This is a genomic window from Crenalkalicoccus roseus (genome assembly GCF_004761865.1).
Classification (GTDB): Bacteria; Pseudomonadota; Alphaproteobacteria; order Acetobacterales; family Acetobacteraceae; genus Crenalkalicoccus; species Crenalkalicoccus roseus.
This window is the reverse complement of sequence record NZ_SJDM01000010.1, coordinates 40,195-64,825: the sequence shown is the minus strand read 5'-3', so window position 1 is coordinate 64,825 and position 24,631 is coordinate 40,195. Positions and strand designations below refer to the sequence as shown.

Sequence of the window (24,631 nt, the reverse complement as noted above, 5' to 3'; positions counted from 1 at the left end):
TGCCCATGGCCCGCCGCGCGCCGCATCGGATCCTGCTCAACCTCCTGATCGACAGCCTCATCGCCGCGGCCGCGGTGCCGGCGGCGCTGCTGCTGGCCGCCCCGGGCGCCTGGCCGGGCGCCGGCTGGTGGCCCGGAGCGCTGGCGGGGGCGGTGCTCGCCCTGCAGGCCGTCGGGGCGCCGCTGCGCGTGCCCCAGCAGTACTGGCGCTATGCCGGGCTGCGCGACCTGCTCGGCCTCGCCGCCGCGGCGGCGGGGGGCGCGCTGCTGTTCTGGGGCGGGCTGCACCTCGCGGGCGCCTGGCGGCCGCCCAACCCGGCCTTCCCCCTGGTCCACGCCCTCGCGCTCGGGGCCATGCTCGGCGCACCGCGCGTGGCGGGGCGCCTGCACCACGCCCGACACGCCGGCGAGGGCGGCATGGAGCCGCAGCCGGTGCTGCTGGTCGGCGCGGGAGACGGCGCCGACCTGTTCATCCGGGCGCTGGCGCAGGAGCGCGCGCCGACCTTCCGCGTCGTCGGCATCCTCTCCCTGCGCTCGCGCCAGACGGGGCGGCGGATCCACGGCCACCCCATCCTCGGCACGGTGGACGACATCGCCCCGGTGCTCGAGCGGATGCGCGCGGAGGGCAGGCTGCCGGCGCTGATCGTGCTGGCGACGCCGCAGGTGCAGGGGCTGGCGCTGGAACGGCTGCTGGACGCCGCGGACCGCCACGGCGTGCCGGTGCGCCGCGCCCCCTCGGTCACCGCCCTCGATCCCGCGGCGCGGCGCCTTGCCGACCAGATCGGCCCCGCCGGCCGCACCCGCCTGCACCTGCGCCCGGTCGCGATCGAGGACCTGCTGGACCGCCCGCAGGTGCCGCTCGACCGCGAGGGCATGGCGCGGCTGGTGCAGGGCAGGCGCGTGCTGGTCACCGGCGCCGGGGGCACGATCGGCGGCGAGCTGGCGCGGCAGGTGGCCGCCCTCGGGCCGGCGCAGCTCACCCTGCTCGATCACGGCGAGTACGTCCTCTACGAGATCGACCTCGAGCTGCGCGAGCGCCATCCGGACGTGCCGCGCCGCGCCGTGCTCGCCGACATCCGCGACGAGGGCCGCATCCGCCGCCTGTTCGAGGAGATCCGCCCCGAGCTCGTCTTCCACGCCGCCGCGCTCAAGCACGTGCCGATGGTGGAGAACGATCCGCTGGAGGGGCTGCTGACCAACGCCCAGGGCACGCGCATCGTCGCCGACGCCGCCGCCGCGGTGGGCTGCCGCGCCATGGTGTTCATCTCCACCGACAAGGCGGTGAACCCGACCTCGGTGATGGGCGCCTCGAAGCGGCTGGCGGAGATGTACTGCCAGGCGCTCGACATGTCGGCGCGCACCGGCGGGCGCGGCATGCGCTGCGTCACCGTGCGCTTCGGCAACGTGCTCGGCTCCACCGGCTCCGTCGTGCCGCTGTTCCGCCGCCAGCTCGAGCGCGGCGGGCCGCTCACCGTCACCCACCCGGACATGCGCCGCTATTTCATGACGGTGCGCGAGGCGGTCGGCCTTGTGCTGCAGGCGAGCGTGATCGGCGCCGAGGACCGCGCCGACCAGCCGCCCGAGCTGGCCGAGGGCGGCATCTTCGTGCTCGACATGGGCAAGCCGGTGAAGATCGTCGATCTGGCGCGGCGCATGATCCGCCTCGCCGGCCTCAGGCCCGAGGAGGATGTGGAGATCCGCTTCACCGGGCTGCGCCCCGGCGAGAAGCTGTACGAGGAGCTGTTCCACGGCCAGGAGCCGCCGCGCCCGACCGCCTTCCCCGGCCTGCTGGTGGCGACGCCGCGCACCGCCGATCCCGCGCTGGTCGGGCGCGCGATCGACGAGATCGCCTCCGCCTGCCGCGCCGGCCATGCGCGCGCGGCGCTGGCGCAGCTCGGCCGGCTGGTGCCGGAGTTCGACCACAACGCCGACAGCGCGCCAGCCGCGGCGCGCGCCGAGGGACGCGCGCCCTGATCCCGCGGCGGGCCGGCGCCGCCTTCCGGCAGGGCCCGCGATCCGATCCGGACCCGCAACGCCGCCGCTCCTCGCGTTGCCGAATGACACGAGCGGTGACTTCCGCGGCCACGATGCGGACCGTAATTGGGGGGCGGGCGCCCCGCCCGGCCGCATCAGGTTGCTCGCGCATGACCGCTCCCCGTCCCCGTCCCATCGCCTTCTTCGACATGAAGGCGCAGCAGGCGCTGATCCGCGACGACATCGACCTGCGCATCGCCGCGGTGCTCGATTCCGGCCGCTTCGTGCAGGGGCCGGAGGTGGAGGAGCTGGAATCGCGCCTCGCCGAGTTCACCGGCGCGGCGCACTGCGTCGGCGTCTCCTCCGGCACGGACGCGCTGCAGATCGCCCTGATGGCGGAGGGGATCGGGCCGGGCGACGCGGTGTTCCTGCCCGCCTTCACCTACACCGCCACCGCCGAGGTGCCGCTGGTGCTCGGCGCCACCCCGGTCTTCGTGGACGTGGAGGAGACGAGCTTCAACCTCGACCTTGCGGATTTGGAGCGGCGCATCGCGCTGGTGGAGCGCGAGGGGCGGCTGCGCCCGCGCGCGGTGATCGGCGTCGATCTCTACGGCCTGCCCGCGGACTGGCCGGCGATCGAGGCGCTGTGCGCGCGGCGCGGCATGTTCGCGCTCGACGACGCGGCGCAGGCCTTCGGCGCCGCGCTGCACGGGCGCCGCCTCGGCGCCTGGGCGGATGCGACGGCCTGCAGCTTCTACCCGACCAAGACGCTCGGCTGCTACGGCGACGGGGGGGCGCTGCTGACCAATGATGCGGGCCGCGCCGAGCTCTACCGCTCGCTGCGCACCCATGGCGAGGGGCGCACCCGCTACGAGGTGCTGCGCACCGGCATGAACGGCCGCCTCGACACCATCCAGGCGGCGATCCTGCTCGCCAAGCTGCCGCTGCTCGCCGACGAGCTCGCGGCGCGGCGCCGGCTCGCCGCGTTCTACGCCGAGCGGCTCGGCGCGCATGTGGCGGTGCCGCGCCTGCCGGAGGGGGCGGAGAGCGCCTGGGGCATCTACACCATCCTGCTGCCCGATGCCGCGGCGCGGGCGCGGGTGCAGCAGGCGATGGCGGCGCAGGGCGTGCCGAGCGCGATCTACTACCCGAAGCCGCTGCACCATCAGCCGGCCTATGCCCGCCACCACGCGGCCTCGATCGCCGGCGGCCCGCCGCCCCTGCCGGTGAGCGAGACGCTGTGCGACCGCGTGCTGTCCCTGCCCATGCACCCCTATCTCGACGAGGCGCAGGCGGAGCGGGTCTGCGCCGCGGTGCTGTCGGGGTTGTGATCGGAGCGGCGCGGCGCGAGAACCGTTGAACCGCGCCCCCCGCCTGCGCTTCCATGAGGCGCTCATCGCGGAGGGCTCGGCCATGCGCCGACGGTCCCTGTTCGCCACGGCCGGCGCCGTGGCCGTCTCCGGCCAATTCGGCGCGCTGCCACGGCGCGCGCGCGCGGACGAGCCGGTGGACGTCCTCATCGTGCTGGCAGTGGACGTCTCCCGCTCCATAGACGAGGACGAGGCGCGGCTGCAGCGGGAGGGCTACCGCGCCGCCGTCTCCGACCCGGCGATCGTCGAGGCGATCCGCGGCGGCATGATCGGCGCCATCGGCATCGCCTATGTCGAGTGGGCCGGCATCGAGTATCAGCGCCTGGTGCTGCCCTGGACGCGCATCGCCAGCCAGGCGGAGGCCGACCGCTGGGCGGAGCGGCTGGCGCAGGCACCGCGCGTCTCCCTCTCCTGGACCTCGATCTCGGGCGCCATCGACTTCTCGCGCCGCGTCATGGCGGAGGCGCCCTTCGAGGCGACGCGGCGGATCATCGACGTCTCGGGCGACGGGGTGAACAACAGCGGCCCTCCGGCGGAGCAGGCGCGCGACCGCGCGCTGGCCGAGGGCATCATCATCAACGGCCTGCCCATCCTGAACGACCGCCCGACCTTCGGGCGCCTGCCGCCGATCGCCCTCGACGACTACTTCCGCGACAGCGTGATCGGCGGTCCCGGCTCCTTCCTGATCGTCGCGCAGGATTTCGAGAGCTTCGGCCAGGCGGTGAAGCGCAAGCTGATCCGCGAGATCGCCGGCCCGCCGCGGGAGCCGGCAGCGCGGGGCTGATCCCCGCCCGGGCGGAGGCGCGGCCGGCCCATTCCGAAGGAGGCGGCGCCTGGCAGGGCCTCAGCGCTCCACATCCTCGATCGAGAGGCCGAAGGCGGCCACGCCTTCCGACAACAAGTCGCCCAGCATGTCCATGGACATCAGGTAGCGGGCGGCGTCGCGCCCCTCGTTGCGCTCGGCGGCGAGGCGCACCGCCTCCTCCCACTCCTCCGGGCCGTAGTCGCCGCGGCCGACCCAGGCGAGGGCGATCAGCGCCGCCTGCTCGTCCTCGTTCAGATCGGCGATGAAGTCGTGCAGCGCGTCCTCGGTGGCGTCCTCCGGATGCTCCTGCAGCAGCGCCGCGGGGCTGTCCTCGTCCTCGGAGAGCTGGGCGGGATCGCCCTCCTCCGTGCCCTGCACGGCGCGGGCGAGGTCCACCACCGTCGCCACCGTCTCCAGGCTGATGCCGAGATCAACCTCGTCGTCGTCGGGCTCCGCCATCGCCTTCGTCCCCCTGGCCTGAGCGGCCGGGGCCGTTCCCGCCCTACCCGGCGGCAACGGCGCCCTGTGGTTCGCGGAGCGGAGTCGCCTCCCAACCGGTTGCGGCCGCCCGCGATCCGCTCTAACGCGGAAGGCGGGGCCGGTTCCCGCCCCGCGCGACCCGGCCGATTTGGGCATGGGCAGGGCCCGCCGGCAAGCGCCGCCAGGGGGTTTCAGCGGCGGGAGAGGTCCACGAGGCCGGCGAAGCCCGTCTCGGTGCCGAAGGCGAGATGCGTCCCCGCCGCGTTCCAGGCGAGTGCCGAAACGGCCCCGCGCCCCGGTGCGGCCACCGGCACCACCCGGCCCGAGGCGATCTCGGCCAGCAGCACCAGCCCGTCGGCGAAGCCCGCCGCCACCACCTCGTGCTGCGGGTGGGCGGCGACGGCGCTGCACAGCACGCCGTCGCCGCCGGCGAGCTCGGTCGGCGCCTTGCCCATCGGGCCGCCGCCGAAGAAGGGCCAGAGCACCACGCTGTCGGCGCCGCTGGTCGCCAGCCAGCGGCCGCGCGCGGTGAAGGAGAGGAAGCGGGTCTTGGAGGGGTAGCCGGACATGCGCATGTGCTGCCCGTCCTCCAGCCGCCAGCCGTGCAGCGCGTTCTCCTGCATGGCGGTGACCACGTGGCTGCCGTCCGGGCTGATGGCGACGGCGCCGTGGCTGCCCTTCCACTCCAGGACGCGCGGCCTGTCCTCCCGCGCCGCCACGAACCAGAGCGAGACGCCGTTGTAGTGGCTGGCCGCGATGCGCTTGCCCTTGGCGTCGAAGGCGATGCCGCCGACGGCGGAGGGGTGCGCCAGGGTCTTCAGCGTCGCCCCCCCGGCGTCGAGGACGTGCAGCAGCTTCCCGACCGCGGCGAGGCGGATGCCGGCCTCGTGCGCCGCCACGTGCTCGACCCACTTCATGGTGCCGAGCCGCGCGACCTCCCGCACCGTACCGTCGGCAGCGGTGTGCGCCAGCCGCCCGTCGTCGCCGCCCGAGAGGAAGCCGTCTCCGGCATCGGCCGCGAGGCAGAGGCAGGCGCCGCCCTCATGCGCCGCGGCATCGCGCCATGCCTCGCCCATCGCCGGCAGCGCGGCGAGGCGCAGCGTGCCGTCGCCGAGCGCGAAGGCGCAGGCCGGGCTGCGACGGGCGAAGGCCACGCCGACCACCCAGGCGCCGAGGTCGCGACCGACGCCGCGCCGGTCCAGCAGGAAATCCGCCTCGCTCGCTGCCGACATCGCCCCTCCTCCGCGCCTCGTCCCGGCGTCCTCGCGGCCGGTCTGCCACCGCCGGGGAGTGCGGTCCAGAGCCGCGGCGTCCTACGGCAGCAGCCCCTCGGCGGCGAGGTGCGCCACCATGCGCCGGAGGTCGAGGATGCCATGGCCCAGACGCGGGTCCCAGCCCGCGCCCGCGGGCCGGCAGGCGCGGTCGCGCAGCAGGGCGCGCAGCTTCTCCGGATCGAGGCCGGCGAGCTTCGGGGCGCTGCGCAGCGCCGCCACCGCGCCGGCGGCGAGGCCGCAGGCGGCGGAGGTGCCGGAGCTCAGCGCATGGCCGTCCGCCGCCTCCACGAAATGGCTCGGCGCGCAGAGATCCGGCTTCTCCACCTGCCGGGCGTCCCGCGGCGCCTCCTCGAGGAACCCCTCCTGTCCCGGCCCCTGCGAGGAGTAGCCGAGCCACAGCCCGTCGGCGCGCACCGCCCCCACCGTCAGCACCCTGGGGTGGGAATTGGCGCCGAGGATGCTCTCGCCGGGCCCGCGATCCCCGGGGCCGCAGCGCGCATTGGGACAGAACTGGCCGCAATTGCCGGCGGCGAACACCTGGTCGTGGCCGTCCTGGTCCATCAGCCCGACGCGCCGGTTGAACGGGTGGCGGGGATTGTTGGTGTAGGCGCCGGGCACGGTCTCGCTGCGGCGGTCGTAGATGCCCCAGGCATGGCAGAACACCCAGGGATCGCGGGCGAACTGATGGGCGGCGCGCCAGAGCCGGATCTGCCACTGCACCCAGGAGAGCACCCCATGGGCCCAGCCGATATAGGCCGGGACGCGGCGAATGCGGTCGGGCAGCATCGGCAGGTCGAAGAGGCGTGCCTCCGGCGCGAGCGAAAGGAGGTTGCGTGCCACCATGGTGCCGTGCCCGTCCGGGCGGCCGGCACCCGGCAGCCGGTCCGGCTCCCCGAGCCGGCGGAGCCGCCAGCCGCCGGCATAGCGCAGGCCGGGGAAGAGCTGGCGCAGCCGGGCGACGGAAAGCCCGTCATCCACCACCACCACATTCACCCTCGCCCCCTTCAGCGGCGGCGAGCGGCCGGACAGGGCGGCGGCGCCGATCAGCGCCTCGGCGCGGGCGCGCGTGGCGAAGAGCGGCGGCCAGCCCTCGCCCGGGCACCAGGAGTCGAAGGCGCCGATCCGCGCATCGGCCGCCAGCTCCTCCCCCTTGTCGAGCGCCAGCCGCTCGAAGCGCCGCACCGTCGGCTCGTCCGCCGCCCAGAGGCCGAAGACGAGGCGCTCCGGCACCGGCGCGGCGCCGTCCTCGCGGAACAGCGGCCGGTCCTCGGCCTGCACGAAGCGGGGCGCGAGGGAGGGCAGCTCGACGATGCGGTAGGGCAGGTTCGCCGTGCCGAGATGGCGGTCGATCCAGGCCCTGAGGCCGGCGATGTCCTGCGCGTCGTAGAGGGCGAGCAGCTCCTTCCTGTTCTTCCCCTCCTGGCGGGCGAGGTCCAGTTCCAGGATGAAACGGATCGGTCCGGGATCGGCCATGGTGTCCTCGTCTCCGCCGCCAGCATGCGCCACGCAATGCGACGCTTGCAAAAGGAAGATGCGTGGGGGAGGCTGGCACGAAGGGTCGAGACCGAGGCGACATCGCCGCGCATGCTTGCACAGCCATCCGATCCCGGAGGCGGCGAAGACCCGGCCCCGATGCGCCGGCGGCATGCGGCGATCGCCTTCGCCGACATCGTCGGCTACACGATCCTGACCGCGGCGGACGAGATCGGCACGCATGAGCGCTGGTTCGCGCTCTACCGCGGCGTGGTGGCGCCGGAAGCGCGGCGCCACGGCGGGCGCGTGGCGGAGCTGCGCGGCGACGGCGTGCTGGCCGAGTTCCCCGACGCGGCCGCCGCGCTCGCCTGGGCGCGCGCGCTGCACGCCGCCTCGCTCGCGGCCTCGGAGGCGGAGCCGCAGCGCCCGCCCATCGCCTTCCGCGTGGCGATCCACTGCGGCCCGGTGCTGGCCAGCGCGGAGGGCGTGTTCGGAGACACCGTGAACCTCGCGGCGCGGCTGCAGGAATACGGCACGCCGGGCGGCACCGTGCTGTCGCGCGAGGCGCTGGCGGCGCTGCCGGAAGGCGCGGCGGGGCCGGCGCGCGACCTCGGCGACCTGCCGCTGCGCAACCTCTCGCGCACGGTGCGGGCCTTCGCCATCGAGGGGCCGGCCGGCGTCGTGCCGGTGCCGCTGCCGCCGCCGCCGGCGCGGCTGCCCTCGGTCGCCGTGCTGCCGCTCGAGAACCGCACCGGCGACCCGGCGCGGGACTACCTCGCCGAAGGGATCGTCGAGGACGTCATCGCCTCGCTCGCCGGCCTGCACGAGGTGTTCGTCATCGCGCAGGATTCGGCACGCATGTTCCGCGGGCAGCGCCCCGATCCGCTGCGCGTGGGGCGCACCCTCGGCGTGCGCTTCGTGGTCACCGGCAGCCTGCGCAGCACCGGCCGCGGCCTGCGCGTCTCGGTCCAGCTCACCGAGACGGCGGGCGGCGCGATGCTCTGGGGCGACAGGTTCGACGCGCCGCAGGAGGACATCTTCGAGCTGCAGGAGCGGATCGTCGGCCAGGTGGTGGCGGGCATCGCGCCGAACGTGCGGGCGAGCGCGCTGCGCGAGGCGATGCGCAAGCGGCCCGAGAGCCTCACCTCCTACGACCTGCTGCTGCGCGGCCTGCACGCGCTCGCCGGGCGCGACCGGGGGCCGTTCCGCCAGGCGCTCGACCACCTGCGCCGCGCCGCGGCGGAGGATCCGGGCTTCGCGCTGCCGCTCGCCTGGGCGGCGCGCTGGCACAGCCTCAACATCGGCCGCGGCTGGTCGGCCGATCCGGCGGCGGACAACGCCGCGGCGATGGCGCTGGCCGAGCGGGCGATCGCCCTCGACCCCGGCAACGCCCTCGCCCTCGCCACCTACGGGCACCTCGCCGCCTATCTGCGGCACGACTGCGAGACCGCGATGCGGTGCTTCGAGCAGGCGCTCGCCGCCTGCCCGAACAGCGCGCTCGCCTGGACGCTGTCGAGCTGCACGCTGAGCTATCTCGGGCGCGGCGGGGAGGCGGTGCGCCACGCGGAGCGCGGGCTGCGCCTCTCGCCCTACGACCCGCTGCGCTTCTCGCAGCACCATTTCCTCTCCATCGCGCACTACGCCAACGAGGAGCTCGCCAGGGCCGAGCGCTGGAGCCGCGCCTCCATCGGCGCCAATCCGGACCACGCCTCGAGCTGGCGGGTGCTCGCCGCCGCGCTCGCGGCCCAGGGCCGCACCGACGAGGCGGCGGAGGCGGCGCGGCGGATGCTCGAATCCGAGCCCGGCTTCCGGCTGGAGGAGTATGTCCGCGCGCGCATGCCGTTCCGCGAGCCGGCCCTGCGCGCGCGCTTCGCGCGCGACCTGCGCGCGGCCGGACTGCCGTGAGACCCGCCTTGGGAGGACAGGGATGAGCGGATTCGACGGAACCGACGGCACCGACGGCACCGACGGGACGGATGGCACCGACGGGACGGCGCTCGCCCTCGCCGCCCGCCGCGGCGCCGGCGCGCACCGCCCCATGGGCGTCGCGCCTTCCGTCGCCGCCATACCGGACCTCGATCCCCCCGCCTTCGAGGGCGAGCGCTGGCCGCCGCCGCTGCCCTCCCACGTCGCCTGGCCCTCGGCGCCGCACGGCACGACCTTCGCGCATGCGGCGGCGTCGCTGCTGCCGTTCCGCTACGGCGCCTGGTCGCGCTGGCACTTCGCGCAGTCCGTGCTCGCCGAGCTGGTCACCCTGATGCCGCCGCTGCCGGATCCCTGGCCCGCGAGCCCGCCCGCGGCGCCGGCGCAGCCGGAATGGACGGCCCTGCTGGACACCGCCCCCACCTCGCCGGACCACTACAACCAGGTGCTCGCCGCCATGGGCTATGCCGATGTGGACGCGGAGCTGGCCGAGCTGCGGGCGCTGGTGGAGTACCGCCCGGCGGTGATGGCGGAGGCGATGGCGCAGCGCGCCGGCATGCTCGACTACTTCGCCGGCATCCTCACCTTCAACCGCTCCTCGCATCCGGCGACCGCCTATCTCTGCACCGCGGCGCTGCAGGCGGGCAGCTTCCTCGCCACCCACTTCAAGCGGCGGTTCGACCGGCCGCGCCCTTCCCGCCTCTCTCCCGCGCTGATGCCGTCGATAGATCCGCCCGGCCATCCGGCCTATCCCAGCGGTCACGCGACCCAGGCGCATCTGATCGCCTGGCTGCTCGAGGAGGTGCTGCCCGCCGCCGTGGCCGCACCGCCTGCCCATCACCGGCCGCTGCGGCGCCTTGCCAGCCGCATCGCCCGCAACCGCGAAGTGATCGGCGTGCACTACCCGAGCGATTCCCGGATCGGCGAGACCCTGGCCGAGCGGGCCTGGCCCCTCCTCAAGCGCTGCGCCAGCGTGCAGGAACTCCTGCCGGTGGCAAGGAGCGAATGGCACCCGCGCGGCACGGGACCCTGAGGCGGGCCGCCTTCGGGCGCGATCATCCGGGCGGGTCGGGCGCCCCGCCCGGGCTTGGCCGCGTCCGGGCGCGGCGCGTAATCATGCCTCGGTCCAAGGAGGAACGCCCATGCCCGCCGCCCTGCCCGTCGCCGGAAACCGCTTCGTCATCGTCGGCGGCGCGAGCCTCGTCGGCTCCGCCACCGCCGGGGAGCTGCTCGACCATGGCGCCGCCGAGGTGGTGCTGTTCGACAATTTCGCCTTCGGCTCCGAGCAGGCGGTCGCGCACCTGAAGGACCACCCGCGCCTCCGGCTGGTGCGCGGCGACGTGATGCGCCTGCCCGACCTGCTGCGCGCCACCGAGGGGGCGGCGGGGCTGCTGCTGCTCGCCGCCTACATGACCCTCTCGATGGACCGCGACCCGTGGGGCGGGCTCGACGTCAACATCCGCGGCGTGCAGAACGCGCTGGAGGCGGCGCGCGCCAACCGGGCGCGCAAGGTGGTCTTCGCCTCCTCCAACGCGGTGTACGGCTACGGGCCGAAGGTGGCGGGCGAGCTCGTCGAGGATACGCCCTTCCACAGCGTCGGCGCCCCGCCCGCCGCCATCCTCTACGGCGCCTCCAAGATCATCGGCGAGCAGCTCTGCCGCGACTACCACCGCCGGCACGGGCTGGACTACGTGGTGCTGCGCTATTCCACCGTGTACGGGGAGCGGCAGCACTACCGCGCCGCCAACGCCCTCTACATCATCGAAACCTACGACCGGGTGCGGCGCGGCGAGCGGCCGCAGGTCTTCGGCGACGGCAGCGAGACCAAGCACTTCGTCTATGTCGGTGATCTCGCCCGCGCCAACCGCATGGCCTTCGAGGCGGCGGCGACCGATGTCGCGGTGAACTGCTCCGGGCCCGCCCCGATCACCACGCTCGAGCTGGTACGGCTGGTGACGCGGCTCGCCGGGGCCGGGGGGCACCCGGCGCCGGAGCCCGAATTCGTCGGCGAGGAGCCGGGCAAGGTGCGCCTCACCTCCGGCGGCGCGTTCCGCATCGCGCATGAGGCGGCGGAGCGGGCGATCGGCTGGCGGCCGCTGGTGGACATGGAGGAGGGGCTGCGCCGGCTGATCGCCTGGCGGGAGGGGAAGGAGGGGCGGGGCGCAGGGTGAGGCTGCCCTGGCCGGAGCGAGGCTCGCGGGATGTGTGAATTGCGTCGGATGCTCGTTAGGGTTACTTTAACCAATGTAAGACGACTTTTAGTTGTAAATTCCGCGCCTCAGACCCCAACTTCGGGAGGTGAGCGTGCTCGACCCCATCATCGCCCGCCAATTGGCCAATGACATCCCGCGTCCCGGGCTGCAGCGCGTCCTCGCGACCTTCGCCGAGGATCTGGAGCGCCTGGTGGCGCAGATGGAGGCGGCGGTGGCCAGCGGCGACCAGGAAGCCTGTCGCCGCGCCGCGCACGGCCTCGCCGGCGCCGCCGCCGGCCTCGGCGCCCTGACGCTGGAGCGCACCGCGCGCCAGCTTATCGCCCCGCCCCCCGGGACCGATCCGCGGGAGCTGGTGGCCCGCACCCGCTCCGACGGCGCGGCGGCCCTGGTCGCGCTCAACGCCCTGGCCGCCACCCCCGCCCCCGCGGAGGAAGGCCCCGCCTGGGCCTGATGCCCCGAAGCCGCGGATCAGGCACCCTTGCCGAGCGGCTGATTCACCGCTCCGGCGCACACGCCTTCGCAGATCAGGCACCCTTGCCGGGCGGCTGATTCACCGCTCCGGCGCACTCGCCTTCGCGGATCAGGCGCCCTTGCCGGGCGGCTGATTCACCGCTCCGGCGCACACGCCTTCGCGGATCAGGCGCTATCCGGGGTGCCAGCGCAGCCGCCGCAGCAGCCATTCGCGATAGGCGAGGCTCGCCTCCGGCGATGGGGCGAGCGCCGCAAGCCACGGCATCGCCTCCACCCCTGGCAGCAACCGCACCCCCTCCGGGGTGTGCCGCCCCTCCTCCTCCAGCCAGCGCCGCGCCGCGCCGCGCCAGAGCGCGACCAAGTCGGCGGGCGTCAGCGCCGGCAGCACCAGGCAGGCCGGCAGGCCGGCGCAGGCGCCGGCGGCGCGCAGCGCGGCCAGCAGCGGCGCCGGCGCGCCGGACAGTGGCTCGGGCAGGGGCATGGCCGCGGCTTCCGGCACGGCCAGGGCATCGAGGCGGAACCACGCCTCCGCCCCCAGCGTCCGCAGCCGCGCCAACGCGCCCGGCCCCTGCAGTACGATGGCCTCCACGGCGCCCTGGCGCAGCGCCGCCTCCGCCTCCGCCGGGCCGAGGCCGAGCACCGGGGTGGCGGCGATGCCGAGCAGGTCGAGCGCCAGCAGCGCCGCGCTGCCCGGCGCTTCCGCAGCGCCGAGGCCGAGGCGCAGCGGCCGGCCGCCGGGGCGCGGCATCGCCGCCCGCCCCGCCACCAGCACCGGCGCCTGCATGGCGCAGACCGGCAGCCAGCCACGGGGATCGAAGCGGGCACGGGGGTCGCCGACCAGCCGCGCCTGTGCCGCCGCACCGGTCAGCACCAGCAGCGACCGCCCGTCCGGCCCCGCCGCGGTGGCGAAGCGGTTGGCGGCGGTGACGCCGTCCGGCCCGCCAAGCACGCTGCGCTCCAGCCGGACTGCGGTGCCGGCGCCTTGGGCAAGGGCCTCCGCCAGCCGCCTTGTCCAGGCGGAGAGCGACCCCTCCGCCGGGCCGGGCACCAGCAGGGTGGCGGCGCCGGGCAGCAGCGCCGCCGCCGGCCGTGCCAGCCAAGCGGCGGCGATGGGGGTGGCGAGCAGCGCACGTCGCGTCGGCGCGTGCATCGGCGGCATCCTCCTCCCTGGCGCATGATCCGGGCGAGGCGGGTTTCGCCGGGACCACGCCGTGGGGCCGGTGCCGCCCCATCCGGGGCAGGCGCCGGCCGGAAGGGCGGGGGCGGCCCGCCCGGTTCGTGGCCGCCGTCGCGCGGACGCGGCGGCGCATCCTTAGAGCAGATCGCGGGGGGCCGGAAACGGGACCCGCCCCCAGGCACGGATCGCTAGAGCAGATCCCGTTCAGCTGGGCTCAGCCGAACAGATGAAGATGCTGCACAATCAACGAGCTAGAGCATTTTCCGTGAGCCGAGGCGAATGGAAAACGCTCTAGCGGTCGTAGCGGAGCAGCGCCTCGAAGGGCACGTCGAGGCGGCCGCGGCCGCCGAGGAAGGTCAGCTCGATCAGCGCCGCCGCCGCCGGCACCACCGCCCCCGCCTCGCGCAGCAGGGCGATGCCCGCCGCCATGGTGCCGCCGGTGGCCAGCAGGTCGTCGAGCACCACCACCCGCTGGCCGGGCTGCACCGCGTCGGCCTGCATCTCGATGCGGTCGGCGCCATATTCCAGCGCGTAGTCGAGGCCGATGGTCTGCCCCGGCAGCTTGCCGCGCTTGCGCAGCATGACGAAGCCGAGGCCGAGTTCCAGCGCCAGCGGCGCCGCGACCAGGAAGCCCCGGCTCTCGATCCCGGCCAACAGGTCCGGCCGGTGCGGCCGCACCGCGGCGGCGAGGCGCGCCATCGCCGCCTTCCAGGCCGGGCCGTGCCGGAGCAGGGTGGAGATGTCGTAGAACAGGATACCCGGCTTGGGAAAATCCGGGATGCCCCGGATATGCTCCTTCAGGTCGATGCTCTCGGTGTCCGCCACGGTGGCTCCGCTGCGCTCGGGGAACAGGGTGCGGCAGGCTGCCGGGCGGCCGGGCCGCACTCGGCGCCGCCCGGCCGGCACCCGGTATTAGAGCAGATTGCGGAGGGCTGGAACCGCCGGGGCGCGGCGCCGGTGCCGTTCCGGCCGCGGCGTCTTGGCGGCGGCGGCGTCCGGGGGCATCTGCGCGCCATGTCGCGCCTCGCTCTCGCCGTGCCGCTCGGGCTGGTCGGCTTCCTTGCCTATGTCGCCGCCGCGGTGGCCCTGGCCGACCATGTGCTCGGCCGGCACTGGGCGCTGGAAGTGGCCTATTTCGCCCTCGCCGGCACCCTCTGGGTGCTGCCGGCGCGGCGGCTGATGCTCTGGGCGGCGGGGGCGCGCTGAGCCTGGAAGGCGAAAGCCCCGCCGGCGGGCCGGCGGGGCTTGCATGGCGCCCGACTGGTCGGAGCGAGAGGATTCGAACCTCCGGCCCCTGCGTCCCGAACACAGTGCTCTACCAGGCTGAGCTACGCTCCGGTCGGGGCTGCCGCCACGGCCGGGCGGCCGTGACGGGGCGAGGCATATAGCGAGGCCACGTCGCGCCGGCAAGCGGCGCGGCGGGCGGCGATGCGGAGCCGAGCGCGCCCTCCACCGGGCTGTCGGTATATCTTACACCACCCCTCGCGACCGCCGCCCGCCGCCGGGCAAGCCCTTGAAACGCCAGGGCGGATCCCGACTGGCATGTCATATGCCTGTAACCTCCCGGCACAGGAGGACAGGCATGAGCGAGGCCACGCTGAACGCCAGCCACCCTCACCGCGCCGGCGCGGCCGCCAGGGCAGATGGCGCCCCAGGCGGCCTGCTCGCGCCGCTGCCCCTGGTCGTCGGGGGGCCGCTGGCGGTGGTGTTCGCCGCCACCTTCCTGCTCGGGCTCGAGCCGGACCTCACGCTGCGGGACCCCGCCGTGGCGGCGGGGGCGCCCTGGCATCTCGGCCTGTTCTCGCAGCTTGGCGTGCTCGCCTGGTGGACCGCCGCGGTCGCGGCGCTGACCGCGGCCGCCGCCCTGCGCGGCCACCCCGGCGGCGCCTGGCGCATGGCGGCCGCGGGCGGCGGGCTCTCGGCGCTGCTCGGGCTGGACGACGCGCTGATGCTGCACGAGGTGGTGCTGCCCACCCTGTTCGGCATTCCCGAGGAGGCCATCTTCGCCGCCTACGGGCTGCTCGCCCTCGGCTACCTCTGGGCGTTCCGGCGCCTGCATCTCGGCTTCCGCGCCGACCTGATGGCCGCGGCGCTGTGCCTGTTCGGCGCCAGCATCCTCCTCGACATCGCCGAGCCGGGCCTCGGCCGCTGGCAGATCCTGCTGGAGGACGGGTTGAAATTCGCCGGCATCTGCGCCTGGGCCGCCTATCACGGCGATGCCGCCTGCCGCCTCCTGCGCGCCGCCCTCTTCCAGCGCCGCAGGGGCTGAGCGGAGCGCGGATCAGCCCGCCCGCGCCTCGCGCACCGCAACAGTCAGGCGGCAGACGCAGGTGAGCGCGCCGTCGCCGCGGCGCAGCGCGATCTCCCACACCTGCAGGGTGCGGCCGAGCCGCAGCGGCCGGCACAGCGCCTGCACCGAATCGCCCCGCCGCACCGGTGCGAGGTGACTCGCGCTCACCTCCGCCCCCACCACCGCCTGGCCCTCCGGCAGCGCCATCACGCCGCAGAAGGAGCCGATCGTCTCCGCCAGCACCACGCTCGCCCCGCCGTGCAGGATGCCGAAGGGCTGGATGTGGCGCTCATCCACCGGCATCTCGGCGCGCACGAAGTCGGGGCCGATCTCGAGCAGGCGGATGCCGAGCAGGCCGGGCAGCGTCCCCTCATGCGCCGCGGCGAAGCCGTCTTGGGTGAAGGGCTTCTTCCAGATGCTCACCGCGCGCGCACTCCTCTTCCCCACAGGCGGCGGGAGTGGCAGCGGCGTGCAACTTTCGCGCGCATCATCTCTCGCACAGGTTGACCATCGGATCGCATACAAGCTACTCATCGGTTCTCGCCGTTTCGCGAAGCGCCGGCGGACACAGCAACACTCCGGACCAATAAGGCGGGAGCACTGTGCACGTCATCCTCGACATCTCGCGCCTGCTGTTCTCCGTCCACCGCGCCGCCCCCTCGGGCATCGACCGTGTCGAGATGGCCTATGCGCGCCGCTGGCTCGCCCGGCCGGCGCGGGAATGCACCTTCGTCGCGCAGAGCGCCTGGGGCGGCTTCGCCGCCGTGCCGCGGGAGGCGGTGGCGGCGCTGGTGGAGGCGGTGCGGGCAGCCTGGGAAGGCGGGGGGCGCGAGGCGGCCACGCGCCGCTGGCGCTGTGCCGCCGGCCTTGCCGCCGCGCAGGTGCTCGGCGCCGGGCGCACGGCGCTCAGGGCGACGCTCGGCGCGCACCGCCGCCCCGTCTTCCTGCTGGTCTCGCATCGCGGGCTCGACCGCGCCGCGCCGATCATGGCGCTGCGTCGCGCGGGCGCGGCCTTCGTGCCGCTGATCCACGACCTGATCCCGCTGACCCATCCCGAATACGCCCGCCCGCCGCAGGTCGAGCGCCATGCGCGGCGCGTCGCCATCACCGCGGCGCTGGCCGACGGCATCCTGGTGAACTCCGCCGCCACCGAGGCCAGCCTGCGGCCGCACCTGGCCGCCCGTGGCGTGGCCCCACCCCTCGCCGTGGCGCCGCTCGGCCTCGATCCGCGGCCGCCCGCCCCGCCGGCGCCGGCGGAGGAGGCGCCGCGCTTCGTCTGCCTCGGCACCATCGAGCCGCGCAAGAACCACCTGCTGCTGCTGCACCTCTGGCGGGAATTCGCCGCCCGGCCGGCGCCCGGCGCGCCGCGCCTGCTGCTGCTCGGCCGCCGCGGCTGGGAGAACGAGAACATCCTCGACCTGCTCGACCGCTGCGGGGCGCTGCGCGGCCTGGTGCAGGAGCTCGGCACCCCCTCCGACGCCGAGGCCGCCGCCCTGCTCGCCGGCAGCCGCGCCCTGCTGTTCCCGAGCTTCGCCGAGGGCTACGGCCTGCCGCTGGCCGAGGCGCTGGCGCTCGGCGTGCCGGCGATCTGCAGCGACATCCCGGCACTGCGCGAGGTGGGCGGCGCGGTGCCGGAGTTCCTCGACCCGCTGGACGGCGCCGCCTGGCGCCGCGCCGTGCTCGACTACGCCGCCCCGGAGTCGCCGCGGCGCGCGGCGCAGCTCGCCCGCCTCGCCGCCTGGCGGCCACCGAGCTGGGAGGCGCATTTCGCGGCGGTGGAGGGGCTGCTCGAACGGGTGGCGGCGACGCGCGCCGCGGAGCGCCCCCTGCCCGTCCCGCCGCTCGCCCTGCCGGGGCGGGCCGCGTTCGCCGCCGGGGCGCGCCCGGCATGATCCCGCCCCCACCCCCGCGCCGCCAGGGCGGCGCCATCGCCATCCTCGGCGCCGCCTGCCGCCTGCCCGGCGCGCCGGACCCGGACGCCTTCTGGCGCCTGCTCGCCGAGGGGCGGGACGCCGTCACCACCGTGCCGGCCGACCGCTTCACCCAGGCCCGCTTCGCCCATCCGCGCCGCGGCGAGCCGGGCAAGTCCTACAGCTTCGCCGCCGGCACGCTCGGCGACGTCGCCGGCTTCGACCCCGGCGCCTTCGGCATCTCCCCGCGCGAGGCGGCGGAGATGGACCCGCAGCAGCGCCTGCTGCTCGAAGCCGCCGCCGAGGCGCTGGAGGATGCCGGCTGGCCGCCCTCCGCGCTCGCCGGGTCGGGCACCGGCGTCTTCGTCGGCGCCTCGCTCACCGACTACGGCGACCTGCGCCAGGCCGACGCCGCCTCGGGCGACCGCTGGTTCATGACCGGTTCGGCGCTCTCCATCCTCGCCAACCGCATCGGCAACGTCTTCGACCTGCGCGGGCCGGCGCAGACGGTGGACACCGCCTGCTCCTCCGCCCTGGTAGCGCTGCACTGGGCCTGCGAGGCGCTGCGCGCGGGGCGCCTGCCCGCCGCCCTGGTGGGCGGGGTGAACCTGCTGCTCTCCCCCTTCCCCTTCATCGGCTTCGCCCGCGCCGGGATGCTCTCCCCGCGCGGGCGCTGCCACGCCTTCGACGCCCGCGCGGACGGCTATGTCCGCGCCGAGGGCGCCGTGGTGATGGTGCTGAAGCGGCTGGAGGACGCGCTGGCGGACGGGGACGAGATCCGCGCCGTCATCCTCGGCACCGCCGCCAACGCCGCCGGGCGCACGGTCGGCCTCTCCCTGCCGAGCCAGGCGGCGCAGCAGGCGCTGATCGAGCGCGCGCTGGCCGAGGCCGGCGTCACGCCCGACCGCCTCGCCTATTTCGAGGCGCACGGCACCGGCACCGCCGCCGGCGACCCGATCGAGGCCGGGGCCATCGGCGCCGCCATCGGCCGCCGCCGGCGCGAGGCGCCGCTGCCGATCGGCTCGGCCAAGACCAATATCGGCCACACCGAGCCCGCCTCCGGCCTGGTCGGCCTGCTGAAGGCGATGCTGGTGCTGGAGCACGGCCGCATCCCGCCCTCGCTCCACTTCGAGACGCCGAACCCCGCCATCGACTTCGCCGGCCTCGGGCTGCGCGTGCCGGTGGCGGCGGAGGCGCTGCCGCGGCGCGGGCGCGCCGTCATCGGCGTCAACAGCTTCGGCTTCGGCGGCACCAACGCCTGCGCGCTGCTCGGCCCGGCGCCGCGCCAGCCCCGGCCGGACACGGCGCCCGAGGCCGGCCCGCCGCCGCTGCTGCTCTCCGCCCCCTCCGCCGAGGCGCTGCGCGCGCTCGCCGGGCGCTGGCGGGAGCGGCTGGCGGAGACGCCCGCCCCCGCCCTGCCGGCGCTGCTCCGCGGCGCGGCGCGGCACCGCGACCTGCGGCCGCACCGGCTGGCGCTGCGCGGCGGGGACCCGCAAGCGCTCGCCGCCGCCCTCGCCGCCTGGGAGGGCGGCAAGGCCGAGGCCGCCATCGCGGGGGAGGCGCCGCGCGGCGGCGAGGGCATCGCCTTCGTCTTCAGCGGCAACGGCGCGCAATGGCCCGGCATGGCCCGCGCCGCCTTCGCCGCCAGCCCCGCCTTCCGCGCCGCCGTCGCGGAGGCCGACGCCGCCCTCGCCCCGCTGCTCGGCTGGTCGGTGGCGGAGCGGCTGGCGGAGGGCGTGACAGCGGAGGCGCTGGCGGCGACGGACTGCGCCCAGCCGCTGCTCTTCGCCGTGCAGCACGGCATCGTCGCGGCGCTGGCGGCGCAGGGCATCCGCCCCGCCCTCTGCCTCGGCCATTCGGTCGGCGAGGTGGCGGCGGCGCTGGCCGCCGGGCTGCTCGGCCTGCCCGAAGCCGCGCGGCTGATCGTGGCGCGCAGCCGCCACCAGCACCGCACCCGCGGCGAGGGCCGCATGGCCGCGCTCGGCGCGCCCGAGGCGGAGGCGCCGCCGGTGCTGGCCGCGTGCGGGCCGGGGCTCGAGATCGCGGCGATCAACGGGCCAGCCGCCCTCACCATCGCCGGCCCGGAGGCGGCGCTGCGCCGCCTGGCCGAGGCGGCGGAGGCGCGGGGCTGGAGCTTCGTGCCGCTCGACCTCGACTACGCCTTCCACAGCGCCGCGATGGACCCGGTGCGCGCGGGGCTGCTGGCCGAGCTCGGCGGCCTCGCGGGCGGGCCGCCGCGCCTGCCCTTCCTCTCCAGCGTCACCGGGGAGGCGCTGGAAGCCTGCGACGCCGCCTACTGGTGGCGCAACCTGCGCGAGCCGGTGCGCTTCCGGGCGGCGGTCGAGGCCGCGGCGGCGCGGCGCCCGGCGCTGTTCCTGGAGATCGGCCCGCACCCGGCGCTGCAATCCTACCTGCGCGAGAGCCTGCGCGCCGCCGGCTCCGAGGCGGCGATCCTCCCCACCCTCTCGCGCCGCGACGGGGAGGGCGACCCCTTCCCCGGCATCGCCGACCGCGCCTTCGTCCGCGGCGCCGACCCGCGCGGCGGCCCCGCCTTCGCCGGCCCCGCCGAGCGCCGCGCCGTGCCGCGCACCCCCTTCGCGCGCCGCCGCATCTGGTACGCGCCGACGCCGGAGGCCACGCCGCTCGCCGCGCCGCGCCACGACCACCCCCTGCTCGGCTGCCGCGAGGGGGCGGAGCCGGGGGTCTGGACCCGCCACCTGGACACCGCGCAGGAGCCCTGGCTCGCCGATCACCGCCTGGCCGGGGAGCCGGTGCTGCCGGCGGCGGCGATGCTGGAGATGGCGCTCGCCGCCGCCGCGCTCCGCCACCCGGAGGCGCCGGCGCTGGAGGTGGCGGAGTTCGCCGTGCCGCATGCCCTGCCGCTGGAGGAGGGGGTGACGCGGGAGCTGCGCTGCGAGCTCGACGAGTCCGGCCGCTTCACCCTGCGCAGCCGCCGCCGGTTGAGCGACGAGCCCTGGACGCTGCACGCCGAGGGCCGCGCCGGCCCGCTGCCCCGCCTGCCGCCGGCCGCGCCGCCGCCCTCGGGCGGCTCGCGCATGGACGGCGCGGCGCTGCGCGCGCTCGCCGCCGGCGCCGGGCTCGGCTACGGCCCCGCCTTCGCCGCCGTCGCCTCGGTCGCGCTCGACCCCGCCGCCGGGACCGCCCGGGCGGCGCTGGACCTGCCGGAGGCGGCGCCGCCCGATGCCGGCTTCCTGCTGCACCCGGCGCGGCTCGACGGCGCGCTGCAGGGGCTGGTCGGGCTGCTGGCCGAGGAGGCGGCGGAGCCCGGAACCGGCCTGGTGCCGGTGCGCTTCGCCCGCCTCGCGCTCCGGCGGGACGCCGCGCCCGCCACCGGCGCCGCCATCCGCATCGCCGCCCGCGGCACCCGCAGCGTCGCCGCCGACCTCGTGCTGCACGACGCCGCCGGCGCACCGGTGGCGGTGCTGGAGGGCGCCTGGCTGCAGCGCCTCCGCCTGCCCGGCCGCGCCGCGCCGGAGGCGGACGCCTTCCGCTTCGACCTGCTGCCCGCCCTGCCCGGCCCCGCCGCCGAGCCGCCGGAGACGGTGCCGCTCGCCCCGGCGGTGGAGGCGGCGCGGGCGCGCGACGCCGAGCTCGGCCTCCCCGAGCCGGCGATGCTGCTGGAGGGCTACTGCGCCGCCGCGGCGCATGCCGCCCTCGCCGCCGCCCCGGCCACCGGGCGCTATGCCCGCGCCCTGCTGGAGGAGCTGGCGGCGGACGGCCTCGCCGCGCCGGGCCCGGCGGGGCTCCGGCCGGTGCCGGCGCCCGACCTGCCCCCGGCCGGGGAGATCTGGCGGCAGGTGCTGCTGGAGCAGCCCGACCTCGCCCCCGAACTCGCCTGGCTCGCCCGCGCCGCGGAGCGGCTGCCGGAGGCGCTGGCGGGCGCCGCGCCGGACCCGGCGGAGCCCGCCCTCCCCGCCGCCATGGCCGGATTCGACCGGCTGGGCGGGGTGCTCGCCGCCGCGCTCACCGTCTTTGCCGCCGGCTGGCCGCGCGCCCGCCCGCTGCGGGTGCTGGAGATCGGCGCCGGGACGGGCGGCCTGACCGCCCGCGCCGTCGCCGCCCTGGCCGGGCCGGGCCGGCGCATCCTCTACTGCGCGGCCAGCCTGCCGGAGGGCGCCGCCGCCGCGCCGCCGCCGGAGGCGCCGGGGGTGGAGGTCTCCCATGCCCTCTGGGACCCGCTCGGCGCCGAGCCGCCGCCCGTCGCCGCCGACCTGGTGATCGGCCTCGGCGCCGGGCTGCGGCTGCGTGCCGGCGCCTCCCTGCCGGCGGCGCTGCGCCGGGCGGCCGCCCCCGGCGGCGCGCTGCTGCTGGCCGAGCCGCTGCCCGGCCGCCTCTGGGACTTCGCCTGCGGCCAGGATCCCGCCTGGTGGAGCGCGCCGGGCGGCGCCTCCCCCCTGCCCGGCGCCGAGAGCTGGGCGGCGCTGCTGGCGGCAGAGGGCTGGCAGGAGGGCGCCGTCACCCCGCTCGCCGCCGCGCCCTGGCCGGCCGTGCTGCTCGCCGCCCGCGCCCCCGCCGGCGCCGCCGTGCTCCCCGCGCCGCTGCCGCGGCGAGTGGTGCTGCTGGCCGATGCCGCCATGGCGCCGCTGCGCGGGCCGCTCGCCGCGGCGCTGCAGGCGCGCGGCGCGACGGTGGCGGTGGAGGACCTCGCGGCGGCGCCCCCTCCGCCGCGCGCGCTGCACAACGCGCTGGTGGTGGCGCTGGCCGGCGGCGGCGCCACGCCGGAGGCGCTGGCCGCGACACTCGCCGCCCTCGCCCGCCTCGCCGCCGCCGCAGAGGGGAACGCGGCCGGCTTCCGCCTGGTGACGCGCGGCGGGCAGCAGCCCGAGGGCGGGCGGCACGACCCCGCCGCGGCGGCGGTCTTCGCCCTCGGCCGCGTGCTCGCCAACGAGCATCCCGGGCTGAAGCCCCGTCGCCTCGACCTCTGCCCCGCCCTGGCGCCGGAGGCGGCGGCGCGCCGCCTCGCCGTCGAGCTGCTGCACGAGGCCGATGGCGAGGCGGAGGTGACGCTGACCGCCGAGGCGCGGCTGGTGCCGCGGCTGCGCCCCGGCCTGCCGCCCGCCCCGCGCCCGCCCGGGCCGCTGCGCCTCGCCATCCGTCAGCCCGGCCAGCTCGCGACGCTCTCCTGGGAGCGGATGGCGCCGCGCCTGCCCGGCCCCGGCGAGGTGGCGCTGCGCGTCGAGGCGGCGGGGATCAATTTCCGCGACCTGATGTGGGCGCAGGGCCTGCTGCCGGAGGAGACGCTGCTGCCCGGCTTCACCGGCCCCGGCCTCGGCATGGAATGCGCCGGGGTGGTGGAGGCGGTGGGCGAGGGCGTGCCCTTCCGCCCGGGCGAGCGCGTCTTCGGCATCGCGCCCTCGGCGCTGGCGACGCACGCCGTGACGCGGGCCGAGGCGCTGGCGCCGCTGCCGCCCGGCCTCGACCCGGCGGCGGCGGCGACGGTGCCGGTCGCCTTCCTCACCGCTGTCCACGCGCTGGAGGAGCTGGCGCGGGTCGAGGCGGGGGAGCGGGTGCTGATCCATGGCGGCGCCGGCGCGGTCGGGCTCGCGGCGCTGCAGGTGGCGCTGGCGCGCGGCGCCGTGGTCGCCGCCACCGCCGGCACGCCGGCGCGCCGCGCCTTCCTGCGCGCGGCCGGGGCGGCGCTGGTGCTGGATTCGCGCGACCCCGGCTTCGCCGACGCGCTGCGCGGCGCGTGGGCGGAGGGCGTGGACGTGGTGCTGAACTCCCTCTCCGGGGAGGCGATGGAGCGCTCGCTTGGCCTGCTGCGGCCCTTCGGCCGCTTCGTCGAGCTCGGCAAGCGCGACTTCGCCGAGAACCGCCGCGTGGCGCTGCGCCCGTTGCGCCGCAACGCGACCTGGTTCGCCGTGGACGTGGACGAGCTGCCGCGCGCCCGCCCGGCGCTGGCGGCGCGGCTGATGGCCGGGATCGCCGCGCGCCTCGCCGCCGGCACGCTGCGCCCGCTGCCCGCCACGGTGCACGCGGCGGAGGAGGCGGAGGGCGCCTTCCGCGCGCTGCAGGCCAGCCGCCGGATCGGCAAGCTGGTGCTGCGCCCGCCTGCCGCGGCGGCGGGCGCGGCCCCCGCGCGCGGCGACGCGCTGCGGCAGGCGGCGCGCGGCACCGTCGTCGTGGTCGGCGGCGCGCAGGGCTTCGGCCTGGCGACGGCGCGCTTCCTGGCGGCGCAGGGCGTGCGCCACCTGGCCCTGCTCTCCCGCCGCGGCCCCGACACGCCCGGCGCCGAGGCTGCGCTGCGCGACCTCGCCGCGCGCGGCGCCGCCGCCTGCCTGCTGGCCTGCGACGCCGCCGACGAGGCGGCGCTCGCCGCGACGCTGCGGGCGATCCGCGCCACCATGCCGCCGATCCGCGGCGTGGTGCACGCCGCCGCGGTGTTCGCCGACGGCGCCGCCGCCGCGCTCGACCCTGCGCGCGCCGCGCCGGTGCTGGCGGCCAAGCTGCGCGCGGCGGAGATCCTCGACCGCCTGACCGCCGCCGACCCGCTGGCGCTGTTCCTGCTGTTCTCCTCGGCGACGGTCGCGGTCGGCAATCCCGGCCAGGCCGCCTATGTCGCCGCCAACGCGGCGCTGGAGGCGCTGGCGCGGCGCCGCCGGGCGGAGGGGCGGCCGGCGCTCGCCGTGCAGTGGGGGCCGATCGCCGATGCCGGCGTGCTGGCGCGGGAGGCGCGCACGGCCGAGACGCTGCGCCGCCGCCTCGGCGCCCAGCCGGTGCCGGCCGAGGCGGCGCTCGCCGCGCTGCCGGCGCTGCTCGCCGCCGGCACCGCCTGCGCCGGGGTGGCGCGCATCGCCTGGGGCGAGGCGGGGGCGGCGCTCTCCGTCCTGGCCGAGCCCGCCTTCGAGGCGGTGCGTGAGGCCGCCGCCCTGCCGGGCGAGGCCGATCTGCGCGCCCTGCTGCGCGGCGCGCCGGAGGAGGTGGCCCTCGGCCTGCTGCGCGAGGCGCTGGCCGCCGAGCTCGGCCGCATCCTGCGCCTGCCCGCGGCGGCGGTGGCGCCGGACGCGACGCTGGCCGGGCTCGGCCTCGACAGCCTGGGCGGGATGGAGCTGCGCACGGCGCTGGAGCAGCGCCTCGGCATGCCGGTGCCGCTCTCCGCCGTGACCGAGACGCTGACGGTGGAGGCGCTGGCGCGGCGCATCGCGGCGGCGGCGCGCGAGGCGCGGGCGGAGGAGAGCGTCGCGGCGCTGATCGCCGCGCACGAGCCGCCGCCCGAGGCGCCGGCGGCGGTGGAGGCGGCGGCGTGAGCGG

17 protein-coding genes and 1 tRNA gene are annotated in these 24,631 nt (G+C 77.0%); 11 read left to right on the top strand and 7 right to left on the bottom strand.

Going from position 1 to position 24,631, the window contains the following annotated elements; translation table 11 throughout:
* Positions 1–5 precede the first annotated feature (5 nt).
* The 3 genes from ET526_RS10055 (at position 6) to ET526_RS10045 (ending at position 4,127) form a co-directional block, all read left to right on the top strand.
* Positions 6–1,973 (top strand): polysaccharide biosynthesis protein, encoded by a 1,968-nt coding sequence (locus ET526_RS10055; protein ID WP_135467558.1) that lies wholly within the window; start codon positions 6–8, stop codon positions 1,971–1,973.
* A 170-nt stretch (positions 1,974–2,143) separates the two neighbouring features.
* Positions 2,144–3,304, top strand: coding sequence for a DegT/DnrJ/EryC1/StrS family aminotransferase (locus tag ET526_RS10050; protein ID WP_135467557.1), 1,161 nt, complete (start codon positions 2,144–2,146; stop codon positions 3,302–3,304).
* A gap of 82 nt (positions 3,305–3,386) precedes the next feature.
* Positions 3,387–4,127 (top strand): DUF1194 domain-containing protein, encoded by a 741-nt coding sequence (locus ET526_RS10045; protein ID WP_135467556.1) that lies wholly within the window; start codon positions 3,387–3,389, stop codon positions 4,125–4,127.
* A gap of 60 nt (positions 4,128–4,187) precedes the next feature.
* Here ET526_RS10045 and ET526_RS10040 read toward each other — a convergent pair whose 3' ends face one another.
* The 3 genes from ET526_RS10040 to ET526_RS10030 all read right to left on the bottom strand — a co-directional run bounded on the left by ET526_RS10040 (position 4,188) and on the right by ET526_RS10030 (position 7,375).
* The gene (locus ET526_RS10040; protein WP_135467555.1) at positions 4,188–4,607 is read right to left on the bottom strand and encodes a DUF3775 domain-containing protein; all 420 of its coding nucleotides are present in this window, start codon (positions 4,605–4,607) and stop codon (positions 4,188–4,190) included.
* 212 nt (positions 4,608–4,819) lie between these two features.
* Positions 4,820–5,860, bottom strand: a complete 1,041-nt coding sequence (locus tag ET526_RS10035) for a WD40 repeat domain-containing protein (RefSeq protein ID WP_135467554.1) — start codon at positions 5,858–5,860, stop codon at positions 4,820–4,822.
* Between the two features lie 81 nt (positions 5,861–5,941).
* A complete protein-coding gene (locus ET526_RS10030) occupies positions 5,942–7,375 on the bottom strand; it encodes a S8 family serine peptidase (protein WP_158295553.1) in 1,434 nt (477 codons plus the stop codon).
* 159 nt (positions 7,376–7,534) lie between these two features.
* On the opposite strand from ET526_RS10030, the gene ET526_RS21255 reads away from it, so the two are divergent.
* From ET526_RS21255 to ET526_RS10010, 4 genes are all read left to right on the top strand, one after another.
* The gene (locus ET526_RS21255) at positions 7,535–9,280 is read left to right on the top strand and encodes an adenylate/guanylate cyclase domain-containing protein (protein WP_158295552.1); all 1,746 of its coding nucleotides are present in this window, start codon (positions 7,535–7,537) and stop codon (positions 9,278–9,280) included.
* Positions 9,281–9,302: 22 nt separating this feature from the next.
* Positions 9,303–10,331: a phosphatase PAP2 family protein gene (locus ET526_RS10020; RefSeq protein WP_135467552.1), complete on the top strand. Its 1,029-nt coding sequence runs from the start codon at positions 9,303–9,305 to the stop codon at positions 10,329–10,331.
* A 109-nt stretch (positions 10,332–10,440) separates the two neighbouring features.
* The gene (locus ET526_RS10015) at positions 10,441–11,469 is read left to right on the top strand and encodes an NAD-dependent epimerase/dehydratase family protein (protein WP_135467551.1); all 1,029 of its coding nucleotides are present in this window, start codon (positions 10,441–10,443) and stop codon (positions 11,467–11,469) included.
* Between the two features lie 133 nt (positions 11,470–11,602).
* Positions 11,603–11,962, top strand: a complete 360-nt coding sequence (locus tag ET526_RS10010) for an Hpt domain-containing protein (RefSeq protein ID WP_135467550.1) — start codon at positions 11,603–11,605, stop codon at positions 11,960–11,962.
* Positions 11,963–12,154: 192 nt separating this feature from the next.
* Here the strand turns inward: ET526_RS10010 and ET526_RS10005 are convergent, their stop codons facing one another.
* Together ET526_RS10005 and ET526_RS10000 are read right to left on the bottom strand one after the other, a co-directional pair.
* The gene (locus tag ET526_RS10005; protein WP_135467549.1) at positions 12,155–13,132 is read right to left on the bottom strand and encodes a hypothetical protein; all 978 of its coding nucleotides are present in this window, start codon (positions 13,130–13,132) and stop codon (positions 12,155–12,157) included.
* A 318-nt stretch (positions 13,133–13,450) separates the two neighbouring features.
* A complete protein-coding gene (locus ET526_RS10000; protein WP_135467601.1) occupies positions 13,451–13,966 on the bottom strand; it encodes an adenine phosphoribosyltransferase in 516 nt (171 codons plus the stop codon).
* Positions 13,967–14,173: 207 nt separating this feature from the next.
* Between ET526_RS10000 and ET526_RS09995 the strand changes: the two genes are divergently transcribed.
* Complete coding sequence (locus tag ET526_RS09995) at positions 14,174–14,365, top strand: DUF2842 domain-containing protein (RefSeq protein ID WP_135467548.1); 192 nt, start codon at positions 14,174–14,176, stop codon at positions 14,363–14,365.
* Positions 14,366–14,420: 55 nt separating this feature from the next.
* Here ET526_RS09995 and ET526_RS09990 read toward each other — a convergent pair.
* Positions 14,421–14,497 (bottom strand) — tRNA-Pro (locus tag ET526_RS09990).
* A 244-nt stretch (positions 14,498–14,741) separates the two neighbouring features.
* Between ET526_RS09990 and ET526_RS09985 the strand changes: the two genes are divergently transcribed.
* Positions 14,742–15,428: a hypothetical protein gene (locus tag ET526_RS09985; protein ID WP_135467547.1), complete on the top strand. Its 687-nt coding sequence runs from the start codon at positions 14,742–14,744 to the stop codon at positions 15,426–15,428.
* A 12-nt stretch (positions 15,429–15,440) separates the two neighbouring features.
* Here ET526_RS09985 and ET526_RS09980 read toward each other — a convergent pair whose 3' ends face one another.
* Complete coding sequence (locus tag ET526_RS09980) at positions 15,441–15,872, bottom strand: hotdog fold thioesterase (protein ID WP_135467546.1); 432 nt, start codon at positions 15,870–15,872, stop codon at positions 15,441–15,443.
* A 179-nt stretch (positions 15,873–16,051) separates the two neighbouring features.
* On the opposite strand from ET526_RS09980, the gene ET526_RS09975 reads away from it, so the two are divergent.
* Together ET526_RS09975 and ET526_RS09970 are read left to right on the top strand one after the other, a co-directional pair.
* A complete protein-coding gene (locus ET526_RS09975) occupies positions 16,052–17,341 on the top strand; it encodes a glycosyltransferase family 4 protein (protein ID WP_240048344.1) in 1,290 nt (429 codons plus the stop codon).
* On the top strand, positions 17,338–24,627 hold the full coding sequence (locus tag ET526_RS09970) for a type I polyketide synthase (protein WP_135467545.1): 7,290 nt from the start codon (positions 17,338–17,340) through the stop codon (positions 24,625–24,627). Before ET526_RS09975 ends, ET526_RS09970 begins: the two co-directional genes overlap by 4 nt.
* The last annotated feature ends 4 nt before the right edge of the window (positions 24,628–24,631 follow it).